7 protein-coding genes and 1 pseudogene are annotated in these 15,794 nt (G+C 71.9%); 3 read left to right on the top strand and 5 right to left on the bottom strand.

All coding sequences use genetic code 11. From position 1 onward, the window contains the following. Nucleotides 1-67 precede the first annotated feature (67 nt). Nucleotides 68-1,495, bottom strand: a complete 1,428-nt coding sequence (locus tag GCG21_RS14335; protein WP_152910363.1) for a glycoside hydrolase family 5 protein — start codon at nucleotides 1,493-1,495, stop codon at nucleotides 68-70. A 180-nt stretch (nucleotides 1,496-1,675) separates the two neighbouring features. Between GCG21_RS14335 and GCG21_RS14330 the strand changes: the two genes are divergently transcribed. Then, nucleotides 1,676-2,905: an NAD(P)/FAD-dependent oxidoreductase gene (locus GCG21_RS14330; protein WP_152910362.1), complete on the top strand. Its 1,230-nt coding sequence runs from the start codon at nucleotides 1,676-1,678 to the stop codon at nucleotides 2,903-2,905. On the opposite strand, the pseudogene GCG21_RS17030 reads toward GCG21_RS14330, so the two are convergent. The 3 genes and pseudogenes from GCG21_RS17030 to GCG21_RS14315 all read right to left on the bottom strand — a co-directional run. Then, a pseudogene (locus GCG21_RS17030) lies at nucleotides 2,883-2,954 on the bottom strand (hypothetical protein); the annotation flags it as partial. The gene GCG21_RS14330 and the pseudogene GCG21_RS17030 overlap by 23 nt on opposite strands. A gap of 1,012 nt (nucleotides 2,955-3,966) precedes the next feature. Then, complete coding sequence (locus GCG21_RS14320) at nucleotides 3,967-5,376, bottom strand: hypothetical protein (RefSeq protein WP_152910360.1); 1,410 nt, start codon at nucleotides 5,374-5,376, stop codon at nucleotides 3,967-3,969. Between the two features lie 213 nt (nucleotides 5,377-5,589). Next, entirely contained in the window at nucleotides 5,590-10,851 is a 5,262-nt protein-coding gene (locus GCG21_RS14315) for a glycoside hydrolase domain-containing protein (protein WP_152910359.1), read from the bottom strand. Between the two features lie 207 nt (nucleotides 10,852-11,058). Here GCG21_RS14315 and GCG21_RS14310 point away from each other — a divergent pair, with 207 nt between their 5' ends. Both GCG21_RS14310 and GCG21_RS14305 read left to right on the top strand, forming a co-directional pair. Continuing rightward, nucleotides 11,059-11,394 carry a helix-turn-helix transcriptional regulator gene (locus GCG21_RS14310; protein WP_152910358.1) on the top strand — a complete coding sequence of 112 codons (336 nt, stop codon included), beginning with the start codon at nucleotides 11,059-11,061 and terminating at the stop codon, nucleotides 11,392-11,394. A gap of 12 nt (nucleotides 11,395-11,406) precedes the next feature. Further along, nucleotides 11,407-12,234, top strand: a complete 828-nt coding sequence (locus GCG21_RS14305) for an ImmA/IrrE family metallo-endopeptidase (protein ID WP_152910357.1) — start codon at nucleotides 11,407-11,409, stop codon at nucleotides 12,232-12,234. Between the two features lie 105 nt (nucleotides 12,235-12,339). On the opposite strand, the gene GCG21_RS14300 is transcribed toward GCG21_RS14305, so the two are convergent. After that, on the bottom strand, nucleotides 12,340-15,678 hold the full coding sequence (locus GCG21_RS14300; protein ID WP_152910356.1) for a type I restriction endonuclease subunit R: 3,339 nt from the start codon (nucleotides 15,676-15,678) through the stop codon (nucleotides 12,340-12,342). Nucleotides 15,679-15,794: the final 116 nt, after the last annotated feature.

Here is a 15,794-nt window from a genome sequence, read left to right as displayed (position 1 = left end):
CCGATCGGTCGTGTTCATCGTCGAACCCGTCATGCGCGCCGGCACTGTTCCGGCCCTGTCCCGGGCCTCAGCGCCCGGTCAGTTCGTAGGCGCCCTCCCCCGGCGGGACCCGCACCCAGGCACCGTCCCGCTCGCACGCGGCGGGCGCGCCGTCCCGCGTGACCGTACATTCTCCCCCGGGCAGGTAGAACAGCGAGGGGCCGCCCGCGCCGGTGCCGCGCCAGCGCGCGCGCAGCGTGCCGCCCGCGACCCGCCAGTCCAGGCCGTCGCCGGCGAAGGCGGCCGGGCGGGGGCGGGTCAGGGCGGCGGCCGCCTCGGACCCGGCGAAGCCCTCCTGCCAGCACCAATAGGTCCACGACCAACCGTGGGCATCGAACAGGTCCTGCAGGAAGCGGGCGTGCTCGCCCACCCCGGGGCCGAGGTCGAGCGCGCCCCACTCCCCCACGAGCACGGGCACGCCGAGCCGCTCGGCGGTCTCCGCGTGGCGGGCGAAGATCGTGCCCGCCCGGGTGTTGCTCGAGAGCGCGATCGCCGGCGTGTCCACGGTCAGGTCGTACCCGTGCGGGGAGTACAGCCACGCGTCGTCGGCGAGCGGCGGCTGTCCCGAGGGCACGCCCGTGTTCGCGAAATAGGAGTGCTCGCGGGCGATGAGGCCGCGGCCGTCACGCGTACGGACGGCGGCCGTCACCTTCGCCATGAACGGCGCCACGGCCTCGTTCTCGAAGGCCGATACGAGCGGATGGACGGCGTCGCCCACCTGCCGGTGCACGCTCTCGCTATCGAGTTGGGCGAGCTGGGCGAACTTCGCCGCGGGGTCGGCGAAGTCAGCGAGCACCTGCTCGAGGTCCTGCCCGGTCGCGGCGGCGAACGCGCCGATGAGCGCGCCGAAGGTCTCCGGCGCCCCGCTGCCGGGGGCGGGCTCGTTCAGCAGGTCGTAGCCGAGCAGGCCCGGATGACCGGCGAAGCGTTCGGCGACGTGGGCCCACATTGCCGCGAACCGGTCCTGCAGCCCGATTCCGCCGGGGCCGAGGGCGTTCGCCCAGAACCGGTCGAGGGCCTCGTGCAGGGCGGGGCTGGTCAGGTAGGCGTCGCTCCACAGCTCCGTGGCGTCGAACGGCTGCTCGGTCAGGGTGGCCCAGGCGGGGGCGCCATCCCCGAACGCCTGTGAGTACAGGTCCTGGTGGGAGTCGAGGAGCACGACGATGCCGGCGGAGTGGAGGAGGTCGAGCTGGGTGGCGATCCAGTCGAGGTAGTCCTCGTCGTAGTCTCCCGGGGCCGGTTCGACGGCGGCCCAGATGAGGCCGAGGCGCACGAGGGTGAACCCGCGGGCCGCGAGGTCGTCGATGTCGGCCGGGCTCCAGGGGCCGAGGAAGCCGCGCTCGACGTAGCTCCCGGTGGTCGCGTGACCGCCCTTGGCCACGAGGTTGATCCCGTGAAACACGCGGTGGCGGCCGTGGGAATCGCGGATCCGCGCGCCGTCGGTGTGGAAGGACATGTGCACTCTCCTGCGTCGCCCCGTTACAACGAGTCCAATCTACTGACGGGGCCGTTCGGATGAGAGTGGTTTGGACGATCGTCTTGCCCGCGTGGTGGCGGCCAGGAAGACCCCCCGACCGGGGGGTTCCCGGCCGACGGGGCCGGGTGGACGCTGTGTGGACCGGACCGAGGAGCCGACATGAACACCGACCCGTTCACCCAAGGAGACGACCAGCCCGTGGTGGTGATCGGCAGCGGCCCGGCCGGGCTGGCCACGGCCGCGGAGCTCACCCGGCGGGGAGTCGGCGCCGTCGTGCTCGAGCAGGGGGCGGGCATCGGCGCCGCGTGGGCGGCCCGCTACGACGGCCTGCGCTTCAATACGAGCCGGCTCCACTCGGCCCTTCCCGGGGCGCCGTTCGAGCGCGCCTGGGGTCAGTTCCCGACCCGGGACCAGTACGTGGGCTACCTCGCGGCGTACGCGCGGTCCCGGCACGTGCGGGTTCGGACCCACGCCCGCGTCGAGCGGCTCGACCGCCGGGGTGGCACGTGGCGGGTGACGACCCCGGCGGGAATCCTGACGACCCGGCACGTGGTCGTCGCCTGCGGGCGATTCAACGTTCCCGTGCTGCCCGACTGGGCCCGCCGGGAACGGTTCGGCGGCCGGCTGATGCACGCCGTCGACTACCGGAACGCGGCCCCGCTCGCCGGACAGCGGGTACTCGTGGTGGGCGCGGGATCGACCGGGATGGAGATCGCCCACGAGCTGGTGGGCGTCGCCGGGACCGTCTGGCTCTCGGTCCGCACGCCCCCGACCATCCTGTTCCGGATGATGCTCGGCGCGCCGGGCGACCTCCCGGTCCCGGTCATGATGCACCTGCCGCCGGCCTGGGTGGACCGCCTGCTCCGGCCGATGCAGCGCCGGGTCGTCGGCAACCTCGCGCCCTACGGCCTGCCCGAGGCGTCGGCGGGCCCGATGACCCGGCTGAGGGACCGCGGCGGGATCGGGGTGGCCGTGGTCGATCCACCGGTGGTCGACTCGATCCGGTCCGGCGCGATCCGAGTGGTCCCGGCCGTGGACTCCCTCGAGGGCGAGCACGCCCGACTCGCGGACGGGCGGCGACTGCGCCCGGACGTCGTCATCGCCGCGACGGGGTACCGGACCGGCCTCGAACCGCTCGTCGGCCGGTTCGGCGTGCTCGACGAGCGGGGCGAACCGGTCGAACGCACCGGGCGTGAATCCGCGCCGGGACTGCGGTTCGTCGGTTACGTCGCCAGGCCGGGGATCACGGGCTACGCCGGCCGGCTGGCTCGGCGGGCCGCATCCGAGATCGCGGCTCGGGAGAGAGCATCGCGACGAGCTCGACGCGGCTCGACGCCGCCAGCTTCGCCAGCACGTTCTTCACGTGGCCCCGCAGCGTCTCGGGAGTGATCCACAGGTCGGCCGCGATGGCCCGGGTGGTCTTGCCCGTGAGCAACATCTGGGTCACCTCGCGTTCCCGACGGGTGAGCTGATGCAGCCTCATCACGAGCGGTGCCAGGTCGCCGCGCGTGGCGGGGTCGAGCACGAGCACGGTACGCCCCGGCCCCTCCCCACCCAGCCGCGCGCCGCGCACGATGACGGACTCCCCGGCCGCCGTGCGGGCCCACGCCCGGGCCGGGTCGAGACCGGCGGGATCGACGGCTGCCGGGTCGGGGCCGGCAGCGCCGTCGCCGACGAGCGCCCGGGCCCGTCGCGCCACCTGGTGAAGCACCATCGTGCTCCGCAGGGATTCGTCCTCCGGGTCGCCGAACCACGTGGACACCATCGGCGTCATCGACTCGACCGAGCCGTCGTCCCGGAGCACGATGAGTTCCGGGGTGCCGTCGGCGGGCGCCTCGACCGCCCCGACGGCCAGGCCCGTGCGGATTCCGTCGGCGACATGCGGGGCCACGCGGGCGAGGAGCCCGACCTCGGCCGCCGTGAAGTCGGGCTCGTCGCGGCGCCGCACGAGGCACGCATGGCCCCAGGCGTCCGAGCCGCACGCGAAGACGGCCCGCAGCTCGTCGCCGTAGCCGCGCGGCCGGTAGACGCGGCGCCACCGGCGGCTCGCATTCAGGTCGCCGCCGGTCGTACGGCTGAGCGAGGCGGCCGGGACTCCCCGATCGACCATCTCGACGAACCGATTGACGTCCTCGGTCTCGCTCATCTCCGCCTCGATGAGCTCGAGATGGGTGTGCCGGTCGACGCCCTCACCGTAGACGCCGTCCATGAGCATCGTGTCCGGGTCGACGAGGATCCAGCCCGCGGCGGCATACGGCACGTCGGAGCGGATCCGGGCCGCCACCCACTCGAGCAGGTCCAGCGGATCCTGCGCGCGGGCACAGACCCGCGCGACATCGCGCACGAGTCGGTCCGGCACGCTCCCGCTGCGCCTCATACCCACGATCGTCCCACCGCCGTCGGCGCGGTGTCCACGAGCGGCGCCGGACCGTCACCCACCTCGGGGTGCGTCAGTTCGCGCGTGCCCGGCGCCGCACCGCCGCGAGGATCGCCCCGCCGCCGAGGATCGCCGCGAGGGCCAGCGCGACCGGCAGGGCAGGCTCGCTGCCCGTCCGGGCCAGTTCCTCGTCCGGCGTGGCCGCGGTCGGGTCCGGGTCGCTCGACTCCGCCGGGTCCGTGGTCGGGTCGGGCTCGGTCGTCTCCGCCGGGTCCGTGGTCGGGTCCGGCTCGGTCGTCTCCGCCGGGTCGGGCTCGGTCGGGTCCGTGGTCTCGGTCGGGTCCGGGTCGGACGTCTCCGTCGGGTCCGGGTCGGCCGTCTCGGTCGGGTCCGGGTCGGTGGGCTCGGCTCCCCAGACGCTCACGCCGAGGAAGCTGTCGCCGGGCCGGTCCGCGGGGCCGGAGACGTCGTCGACGAGTTCCATGGCACCGGTCGCGGGGTCGATGGTGCCGAGCGCGGTGTGGACCTCCACCTCGCCGGCCACCGTGGATCCGAGCGCCCACAACTGGCCGGCCGCATCGAAGTCGATCGCCTCGATCGCGAACATGGAGTCCTCGTCGCCCTGAAGGATCTCTCGGTGGCCCGAGGTGGCGACCTCGTCGGCCCCGAGATCGACCGGTGCGAGCCTGTGGGAGATGGACTCGACCTGGCCGTCCTCCTCGAGGGCGACGAACAGCAGCTGCATCTCACCGGTGGGGCTCGTCGAGAGGTCCTGCACCCAGGTGTAGTCGTAGCCGAGATGGTTCGCGACGCGGGTCTCGGGCGTGAACTCGCCGGTGACGGGGTCGATCACACCGATCTCCACGACGTCGGCGCCATCGTCCAGGGTTCCGTACCCGATGCATATCGCGCGGAGCAGGCCGCCGGTGTAGTCGGCACCGAGGCAGCCCTCGAGCCGCAGGCCGTCCCGGTCGCCGAGCGCGGAGTCGTACACGATGGCGATGGGCGTGCCGAAGGTGCCGTCGGTGGCATCCACCGGGACGACTGCCGGCGCTCGGTACAGGTCGGTCTCGGGGTCGCCGGTCGGCGGTTCGTCGGGGCCGGCCGCCAGCATCTGGGTGGTCAGAAGGTCGTCCGGCGCGTCGACCGGAGCGGATTGGAGTACCGCGTACCCCTGGCCGTCCTCGTCGACGTCGAGCCCCCCGCCGATCACCCAGCCGCCGCTCGACCAGCCCGTGATCGGACCGCCCGCGGCCACGGACGCCGCCGTCACGGAGTCGAGGTCGAAGAGCCGGGTCACCGCGTCCGCGGGCTCGAGTTCGTCCCCCTCGGTGTCGATGACGATCTGGGTCAGGGCCGTGATCCGCTGCCCGTCCGGGAGTGGATCACCGGGGGCGGCGGCCGTCGGCACGGATCCGGCGAGGAGCACGGCGCAGGCTCCGGCACCCGCGAGGGCGGCGCGTCGTGGACGGGTTGCGGTCATGTGTGGCTCTCCTTGAATGGGGTCGGCGGCCGCGCCGGATGCCTTCGCGATCGACTCCGGGCAGGGCCGTCATCGACTCCGGGCAGGGCCCGGCGCAGCAGCGGCCCACTCTTCCAGCGGCCGCTCACAAACCGCTCACAAGAACGCCCCCTCGAGGATTGATCCTCGAGGGGGCGATCCTCACCTCATCCGGTGCGATGGCGCGGTGCCGCCCTATCGGCCGCGGGGGTGGCTCCGGCGCCGCATGGTGAGCAGCACGGCACCCGCCAGCACGAGCGCGGCCGTCGCGATCCCGAGCGGCCCGGCGGGCAGGCCGGTATCCGGCATCGCGTCCCCATCACCCGCATCGCCCGACGGCTGCACGGACGGATCGGACGAGTCGGACGGATCCGCATCGCCGCCCGGGCCGCCGGGTGTCGGATCGGTCGGATCGGTCGTTCCCGGGTCGGTGGGATCCGTCGGGTCCGGGTCCGTCGGGTCCGTCGGGTCCGGATCGGTCGGGTCCGTCGGGTCCGGATCCGTCGGGTCGGTGGGATCGGTGGGCGCCGCCTCGGTCGTCACGGCCGCGGAGGCCGGCGACTCGGCACCGGCCCCGAGCGCGTTGAGCGCCGTGACGGTCGCCGTGTACGTGGCCCCGGGAACGAGGTCGGTGAAGTCCGCCGAGGTCGTTCCCGCGTCGACCGTCACGGTCGCGGCATCGGCGTCGCCGGAGAGCGAGACGCGGTACCCGGTCACGGCGGAGCCGCCGTCGTCGCTCACACCGGACCAGCGCACGGTGATCGTCGTCGGCGCCGTCAGCTCGGCCGCCGGCGCGGCCGGCCGGGCCGGCACGGTCATCTCGACGAGCCCGTCGATCGCGGCGACGAGACCGTCGAGGGCCGCCGTGTAGTCCGCGTGGGACGCGCCGGCGGCAAGACCCCGGGCCTGGGCGAGCGCGTCCTCGAACGCCTCGACGCTCTCCCGCGTGTACGCGGTCGTGTCGAGCGATTCGGCCGCGTCCACGACCTCGGCCAGTTCCCGAACGACCACCCATTCAAGCTGCTCCTGGGCCGCGTTCAGCACCCAGAGCGCGTCGTCGACCTCCGGCTGGAGCGAGGTCGGATCCTCGAGGGTGACCTGGGCGTCCTGGAGGGCGCGTTCGAAGACCCCGAAGTCCACCGCGATGTACCTGTCGCGCTGCGGCAGCAGGTCGCGGGCGGCCTCGACGGCCTGGCGCAGCTCCGTCAGGTCCGCCCCGCCGAACTCGAACCAGTCGAAGTTCGCCACGTAGGGATGCCCGGAGTCGGTGCGCGCGCGCATCGTGATCACGAGGGTGTGCACGCCGGTGACCTCCGCGGGCAGGGCCGCGGTCACGGTGCGGTAGGCGCTCCAGCTCGTTCCCGTGGTGGGCAGGGGGATCGTCGCGATCGGGTCGTTCGCCGCGTCGTCCAGTCGCACCTCGATCAGCGCGCCCGGACCGGTGCGCCCGGAGTTGTTCGCGTACCGCACCGACAGGGTGCTGAACTCGCGGGCCGACAGGTCGACGTCGTCGTAGGTGAGCACGCCGCCGTCCCAGGTGCCGCCGACGTTGCCGATCGTGTTGCCGGCGTCGTCGGTGCTCGTCTCGGTCTTGAGACCGTTCCCGTTCGAGTCCGTGAACGCCTCGGCCTCGACGCGCGCGGTCTGCGCCTCGGAGCCGTCGCCCGGGCTCGAGAACTGCGCCCAGTCGATGTTCCCGATCCACGGCCGCGCCTCGGTGGTCGAACCCTCGAACACCAGGTAGAGCGTGTGGGAGCCCTCGAGCAGCGACGGGTCGGTCAGCGTGTGCTCGACCGTGGTGTAGTCGCTCCAGCTCGATCCCGACGACGGGAGGGCGACCTCGTCGAGGAGCGGGCCGTCCGGGGCATCCAGGCGCAGCGCCACGCGCGAGTCGGCGGGGCCGCGTCCGCTGTTGTTCACGTAGCGGATCGTGAACGTCTCCGGTGGGGCGCCTGCGAAGTCCAGGTCGCCGTAGGCGATCCAGCTGCCGTCGCGCACCCCGCCGAGGTTCCCGAGCGGGACGCCGCTGGAGTCGGTGCTCGATTCGGCCTTGAGGTCGCCGCCGGACCAGTCGTCGCTGCTCTCGGCCTGCAGCCGGCGGTGCGGCGACTGCGCGATCGACAGCGACCCCACGGCCCCCTGAAGGTCGTAGAACGCGCTGCGCAGGTCCTGCTCGCTCGCGTCCTCGGCGGCGAGCAGGTCTCGGGCGGCGGTCCGCGCCGCCTCGAAGCCGGCGAACGTGGACGACGCGTAGTTGCCCTTCTCGATCAGGCGCACCCGTTCGTAGAGGTCGGCGAGCTGGGCGTGCCACTGCCGGTCGAGGGCGACGGTGAAGGCGCGCAGCCCGAGGCCGTCACCGCTGATCGACGGCGCCGGCGTGGCTTCGAACGCGCCGTCGGCGAAGCGGAGCACGAAGCTCGCGCCGCGCTCGATCGTGCCGTGCACGCGCAGGTCCAGGGTGCTCGGTCCGGTCTTCTCGGCCGCGGCCTCGAGGCCCTCGGGCAATCCGGGCAGGGTGAGGTCGCCGTCGGCCACGAGATCGCGGCCCTCGGCGCCGGCGAAGCGGGCGCCGTGCATCGTGAGCACGACCGACTCCTCCAGCGCGCCGTCGGCGCCCGCCCGCATGGTCAGCCGGTCCGCGCTCACGGTGACGCCGGCGAAGGTGACCCGCAGATCGAGGGCCGGCGGGGCGTCGTCCAGGCGCTGCGCGAACGCCGCATCGGTCACACTCAGACGCAGGTCGTCGGTGCTGTCGAGCGGGGTGGAGGCGGCGGCCCGGCCCGTGAGGGAGAGCTGCACCGTGCGGTCGTCGACCCGGATCGCCGAGAGGGTGAGGCCGGCCGGGACGCCGCTCGCCTCGATCGCCCCGCCGGCGGCGAGGTCGTCGCCGTCCGCGCCCGCGAACGCGCCGTCCGCCAGGCTCAGGGTGAGGGAGTTGCCGATCGACCCGTCGCCGGCGGGCGCCTCGTGGAACTCGCGCGAGTCGAGCGACACCGGGGAGTCCGGTTCGTAGATCGAGCTGTCCACGACATCGCTCAGCGAGGGCGGGGCGATGCCGTCGGCCGCCCAGTCGGACGGCTCGGAGCCCATGGTGAACGCGAGCTCGCCGCCGGCCATGAGCTGGTCGTAGGTCACCCACGTGCGGTCGAAGGCGGCGCCGTTCAGCCGGGCCGACTGGATATAGTAGGAGTCCGCGGAGACGCCGTCGGCCGAGATCGTGAAGCTCGAGCCCGAGGGGTAGGTGATCGTCGTGCGCTCGAAGAACGGGCTGCCGATCTGGTACTGGTCCGACCCGAGGTTGACCGGGAAGAGGCCGAGGCCGGCGGCGACGAACATCGACGACATCGTGCCGGTGTCGTTGTCCATGGTCGGCAGGAAGCCCTGCGGGTCGAGCGAGTAGACCCGGGTCTTGACCGGCGGGGTGAATTCGCCACCGGAGGAGGGCGCGTAGCTCGTGGACCCGGTGGCGATGTACCGGTTCCAGGTCTTCTCCGTGTAGATGCTGCGCACCCAGTGCTGGGTCTTCGACGGCGCGCCCACGTAGTTGAACAGGTACGGGGCCTGCAGGTCGATCTCGTTGGCGTTCGAGTGGAGCATCCGCGACCCGTCGTCGGGCGCCTGCTCGCCGAACATGTAGCTGAGCGCGGCGAGGGTGTTCTCCCGCCCGCCCATGAGGTCGATGAGGCCGCCCATGTCGGGGGCCATGTACCAGTGGTACTGCCAGGCGGTGCCCTGGTAGAGGTTGCCTGCCTGGAACCGTTCCGGGTCGATGTCCGCGAAGGTGCCGTCGGCGCGCCGGGGCAGGTTGAGGCCCACGGTCGTGCCGCCGGGCAGTTCGACCGCATTCTCGGAGAAGATGTTGACCCAGTTCGTCGCGCGGTCGCGGTAGGCGCGGGCCTCGTCGGTGTACCCGAGCGCCGTGGCGATGGTCGACATCGCCCAGTCGTCGTAGGCGGTGCCGAGGGTCTCGTCCATCTCGTTCGCGATGTACCCGAGCTCGACGTTCGACTCGTCCGCGTAGCGTCCCTGGGATTCGGTCACGAGCCCCGGCCAGGCCTGCGCGAGCCCGGTCGGCTGCGCTCCCTTCGCGATCGCGTCGGCGAGGACGACGGCGGCTCGCTCGAATCGCACCGTCGGCACCGCGTGGGTCAGGCTCCCGAGCCTGCTCGCGCCGCTGTCGCCGAGGCCCGCGAACAGGTCGACGATCGATTGGGCCATGTCGGCGTAGAGGTCGGGGTAGGCGATCGCCAGCGCCCCGTACTTGCGGAAGTCGTCCCAGAAGCCCCAGCCGTCGTAGTGGGTGTACCCCTCCGCCTGGCGGATCGTGCCGTCGAGGGAGCGGTAGGTCCCGCTCGTGCTCGTGGCGTTCACGGGGGTGGCCAGCATCCGGTAGAGGTGGGTGTAGAACAGCCGGGCGAGCGTGCCGTCCGGGTCGCTCGTCGCGCTGGTCGAGATCGCCACCCGGCCGAGCAAGTCCTCCCAGGCGGCGCGGGTGTCGGTGCGGATCTGGCCGAAAGTGCGATCGGCGATCTCGACGCCGAAGTCGACGGCGGCCTGCTCGGCGCTGATCGTCGAGATCGCCACCTGCAGGCCCACCTGCTCGCCGGCCTCGACGTCGAAGTCGAGGATCGCGCCGATGTCGGTGCCGGCCCGGTTCTTCGAGGTCGTGCTGAGCATCCGGTTGCCGCCCCACGTGCGCACGGCGGCCGTGGGCGCGGTCGACTCCGCGTAGTAGAAGAGCCGGTACTCGTAGCCGTTGAAGTAGCCGACGACCTCCCCCGAGAGCGCGGCCCGGCCATCGGGCAGCTCGGTCACCGCGAGGGTCGCGTCGCGCCGGTCGGTGAAGTTGTTGGCCAGGTCGAGCACGAGCGAGGCCGTGCCCGCCTCCGGGAAGGTGAAGCGATCCCAGCCGGCGCGGGTGTCCGTCGTCGCCTCGGCCACGATCGGGTCGGCGCCGGGGGCATCGCTGACGTCGGAGTCGGTTCCCTCGGTCGTGGTCAGGTCGACCCGGTAGTACCCGGGCGAGGCCTCCTCCGCGTCGTGGGAGTAGGTCTTCGCGTAGGAGGCGCGGTCGGGCCGCTGCGTGTAGTCGACGTAGGTCGGGACGACGAGCAGGTCGCCGCCCGCGCCGCTGCCGCCGACGCCGTCGAGGTTCGTGTGCGTGAACCCGGCGATCTGGTCCTCGGCGTAGTCGTAACCGGTGTGCGAGCGATCGGGGGTCGTCATCGGGTTGATCTTGACGAGCGAGTTCGGCGCCTGCGCGCCCGGGAGGTCCTGGCCGTAGTCGTCCTCGGTCGAGACGAACGGGTCGACCAGCGAGGTCACGTCGGTCACGGGGGTGGCCGCGGGCGTGATCGCCGGTTCGGGCGCCGCGCTCGCCGAGATCGCCCCGCCGGAGACGAGGGCGGCGGCGAGCACGAGGCTCGCGGATGCATGGGCTGTGCGGGTGAAGATCACGGGGGTCCTAGCGTGCCGGCTGCCCGGCCAGTGGCTTGACAGCGTTGTCAGAAGGTCCACGTACCGTAACACGCACGCGTCGACCGCGACACCCCCGATCTGTCGGTACTCCATCTCGCCGATCATGTCCACACCCAGGGTGGAACCCGTCGCCCGCTGCCGCTAGAATGAATCGCTCTACGTAATTTGATTCAGTAGGCGGAGCGCATGAACACGAGCACCGTGAACGCAGCCATCGAAAGCGCCCGCACGGCTGCCGGCCTCTCTCAGCGCGCCCTGGAGAACCGCACGGGCATCTCCCAATCGACCCTCAACCGCATCCTGACCGGCAAACGGGCGCCGAAGATGACCGAGTTGATCCAGATTGCCGCCGCCACCGGCTGTACCGTCACGCAACTGACGGGTACGGCCGTCGCGAACCGTGTGCAGTGCGCGGCCCGTTCCACCAACGGGGCCACCATGGAGGGCATGCGGCAACGACTGCTGCACTTCATCGAACTCGATGCCTACCTGGACGACCAGGCGATCTCGACGACACGCTGACCCGGGGGGACCATGACAAGCGAACAGCAGGGCCGAGCGGCAGCGGCCGCCTTCCGCGCCGAGCACCACCTCGGCTTCCAACCCCTGGGGGATCTCGTCGCGCTCATCGAGCGCGCCACCCCACACGACGTCACCATCCTCGACGCGACGCCCGACGAGCACGGCCTCACCATGCGCGATCCGGTTCGCGGCGTCGCGTTCATCGGCATCGCACGCACCCGCAATCCCATGCGGCAGCGCAGCACCCTCGCCCACGAGCTCGCCCACGTTGTCTTCGATGATTGGGACGGCACGCCGAGCCTCACGAGCCGGTCACCACAAGAGGTCCGGGCTGACGCGTTCGCGCGCCACCTCCTCGTACCCCTTCAAGGTGTCGCGGAACTCCTCGGTGATCGCGACAGCGTAGCCGCACGAGATCTCTCCACCGTCGTCCAGTCGTTCTTGGTCTCTCCGGCGATGGCAGCCATCGCTCTTCAGAGCTGCGGCTATATCGATGAATCCACCAAGCACGAATGGATGACGCTGTCGACGCTCCACCTGGCAACGTGCTTCGGCTGGAGCGACCAATACGCCTCGCTACAGAACGATGCCGACCGGCTACGCTCACCGCAGCGGCTCCTCGCTCGCGCGATCAACGGCTACGGCGAAGGCGTCATCAGCGCACAGGCCATTGCGACCCTCAGGGGAATCAGCCTCGAAGCGGCCACCGATGAGCTCTCAGCCGCCGGAATCATCCCTCGGACCCCTCGGCCACCGTGGCTGTCCGCCGCAGACCTACCCATGGTCTCCGTCGATCTCAGCGACCTGGACGACGAACGTCCCGAGGACACCACGCCATGACCTCTCGCCCGATCATGGACGACGGGCTCGCTCCCTTGAAGTCCACGGGCCTCATGGAGCTTCCCTGCTGGACGCAGTAGCTCGAACCGGTCCCACCCCGCCCACTCACGCCGCCCGGCGCCGGGCCTGGGCCTCCATCTGCTCGAGCACGACCACCACGGCGTCCTCGCGCCGGTCCGGCGGATAGTCGTACTTGATGAGCAGCCGCTTGACGTTGCGCCGCAGGGTCGCGCGGACGTCGTCGCGCACCGCCCAGTCCGTCTTCACGTCCCGGCGCATGATCCGCACGAGTTCGCGGGCGATCTGTGCCAGCACCCCCTCCCCCTGCAGCTCCAGGGCCGCGTCGTTCGTGGCCACCGCGTCGAAGAACGCGAGCTCGTCCGGGTTCAGGGGCGGGTCGAAGAGCCGGCCGCGGTCCTTCTCGGCGCGCACCTCGTTCGCCACCTGCACGAGTTCGGCGATGACCTCCGCCGAGGTGAGGTTCGAGTTCGTGTAGCGCACCATGATCGCCTCGAGCCGATCGGAGAAGGCCCGCGCCCGGATGGTGTTCCCGCGGGTGGCCGCCCGGCTCTCGCGTTCGATCAGCGCCCGGAGCAGTTCGATCGTCACCTGCGGGGTGGCGCTTCGCTGGGCACCGGCGAGGAACGTGGCGTCGAGCTGGTCGATGCGCTGCACGCCGAGGCCGGCCGCCTCGTAGACGTCGAGCACCTCGCCCGAGGTGAAGGAGCGGGCGGCGAGATCGGCGAGGAGGCGAGCGACGTCGTCCGGAATCGGCTCACCGCGCGCGTGCCGGTCCTCGGCGTCGACCTTGCCCATCCACACGCGCACCTCCTCGTAGAAGCGGGCCTCGGCCGCGAGACCCGCCAGGCCCTCGCTGCGGCCGCACAGCGCCCACGCCCGGGTGAGCCGCCCGGCGAGCCGGCGGAACCGCTCCTGGCGGGTCTCCTGCCCCGCGGGCACCTGGTTGCCCGGGGTGCGCGGGCTGCGCAGCCAATCGACGACCTGGAGTGCGGCGCTCGCGTAGCCGCGCCCGTCGACGCCCACCCGCTCGAGCTGGGCGCGCCAGTCGGAGCCGCCGAGCAGGTCGCGCAGCTGCAGCACGAGCGCCCGCGCGAGCCCCGCGGCGTCCTCGACCGTGCGCCCGACCGGCCGGGAGTCCCGGTCGCGCTCGGTGTACTCGGCGAGCGCGTCCCGCAGGTTCTCGGCGATCGGTGCGTATGCCACGAGCAGCCCGGCGTTCTTGCCGCGGAAGGTGCGGTTGACCCGGGCGAGGGTCTGCATGAGCAGCGCCCCGCGCATCGGCCGGTCGAGGTAGAGGGTGTGCAGCGGCGGCGCGTCGAAGCCGGTGAGCATCATGTCCTTGACGATTACGAGCTCGAGTTCGTCGTCCGGATCCTTGAGGCGCCGCTTGATCACGTCGTTCTGGGACTCGCGGCGCACGTGCTCGCAGATCGGCGGCGCGTCGGCGGGCGTGCCGGAGTAGACCACCTTGATGCGGCCCCGGTCGAGGTCGTCGTGGTGCCAGTCCGGGCGCAGCGTGACGATCTGCTCGTAGAGCCGCGCGCAGATCTCGCGGGTGGCGGCCACGATGAGGCCCTTGCCGGGTGCTCCCTCGCTTGTGGACGACGCCCGCACCAGTTCCGCAACGGCGTCACGTCGCGCCTCCCAGTGGGTCACGAGGTCGGCCGCGAGTTCGCGCATGCGGGTGGGGGCGCCGTAGACGGCGTTGATCACGGCGACGGAGCGTTCGAGACGCTCGCGTTCGGCGTCGTCGAGCCCGGTCGTGACCTCGTCGGCGGTCGCGTCGATCTCCTCGGCGGTCACGTCCTCGGACAGGCCGACCTTGACGAGCCGCGACTCGAAGTAGACGGGCACGGTGGCGCCGTCCTCGACCGCGCGGGTGAGGTCGTAGGTGTCGATGACGTCCCCGAAGACCTCGCGGGTGTTCCGGTCGGCGGTGTCGATCGGGGTGCCGGTGAAGGCGAGCAGGGTCGCGTTCGGCAGCGCGTTCTTCAGGTGCCAGGCGTAGCCGTCGAGGTTGTCGTAGTGGCTGCGGTGCGCCTCGTCGACGATGAGGAGGATGTTCGAGCGTGAGGAGAGCATCGGATGGGCGGCGCCGGCGTCCCGCTCCTCATGGGTGAGACCGAATTTCTGCAGGGTGGTGAAGTAGATGCCGCCGGTGCGCCGGGAACCGAGGGCCTCGCGCAACTCGGAGCGACGCCGCACCTGGCGCGGCTGCTCGGGCAGCAGCTGGGATCGGGCGAACGTCGCGTACAGCTGGCCGTCGAGCTCGGTGCGGTCGGTCACCACGACGATCGTCGGGTTCTCGAGTTCGGGACGGCGGGCGACGAGCGCGGCGTACAGCTCCATCTCCATCGACTTGCCCGAGCCCTGCGTGTGCCACACGACGCCGGCCCGGCCGTCACCGGCGACGGCGGCCACGGTGGCCTCGACCGCCTTGGTCACCGCGAAGTACTGATGGGCCTTGGCGATGCGCTTGGTCAGGCCGTCCTCGCCGGAGTCGAAGGCGACGAAGGACCGCATGAGCTGGAGGAAGCGGGCGTGGTCGAAGAGGCCGTCGATCAGCACGTCGAGGGCGGTGTCGCGGTCGACGTCGAGATCGAGCAGGAGTGGTTGCTGCGGTCCGTCGAGGCCCTCGCTCGCATCGGGCGGGCCGCCGGGGGCGACGACCGCGCCGGTCGCGTCGACATTCCACGGGGCGTAGTGCTCGAGCGGGGTGAACGGGGTGCCGTAGCGGGCGGTCACACCGTCGGAGACCACCGTGAGCACGCAGAACCGGAAGGCGCTCGGCAGCTCCCGGACGTAGGTGGCGATCTGGGCCTGCGCGGTGGCGATGTCGTCGCCGGCACTCGCGTTCTTCAGCTCCATCACGACCACGGGCATGCCGTTGAGGTAGAGCACGAGGTCGAACCGGCGCTCGACCTCGCCCGAGATCACCGTGACCTGGTTGACCGCGAGCCATTCGTTCTGCCCCGGCGCGGATCCGATGAGCCGTATCGAGGGCGAGCGCTCCCGGCCCTCGTCGATATACGTGAGGCGGTAGCCGTCGGTGAGGTAGCGGTGGATCCGCTCGTTCTCGGCGATCGCATCGGCCGAGGTGGCGCGCAGGATCTCGGCGGCGGCCTGGTCGAGGTACTGGCGGGGAACCTCGGGGTTGAGCCGCCGCAGCGCCGACCGCAGCCGCGACGGGATCGCGAGCTCGGCCCACGACTCGCGCTGCGACTGTGCGCCGAGGGCCGCGTAGCCGGGATGACCGACGGCGCTGCTCGCCCCGGGCGCGATCTCACGCCCGGAGAGCGGCTGCCAGCCGAGGTGCTCCTCGGCGAGCCGCTCGAGCGCGAGCTGTTCCCAGTCGGATTCCCGCACGGTGCCTCCATCGCTTCCGGTTGTGGGCGAGCCTATCGGCGCCGCCCAGGGCAGCATGGCAGCAAGTTATCGCGCTCGATCGCCTGGAGGCGATAACCCTACTGATCGGCCCTCTGGCACACCCGGCGGTGCGGGCGGGCCGCACGCTCGTCAACGGTCACGACGGCGGCGTG

This window comes from Pseudactinotalea sp. HY160 (genome assembly GCF_009372055.1).
GTDB lineage: Bacteria > Actinomycetota > Actinomycetes > Actinomycetales > Beutenbergiaceae > HY158.
This window is presented reverse-complemented; position numbering and strand designations above follow the sequence as displayed.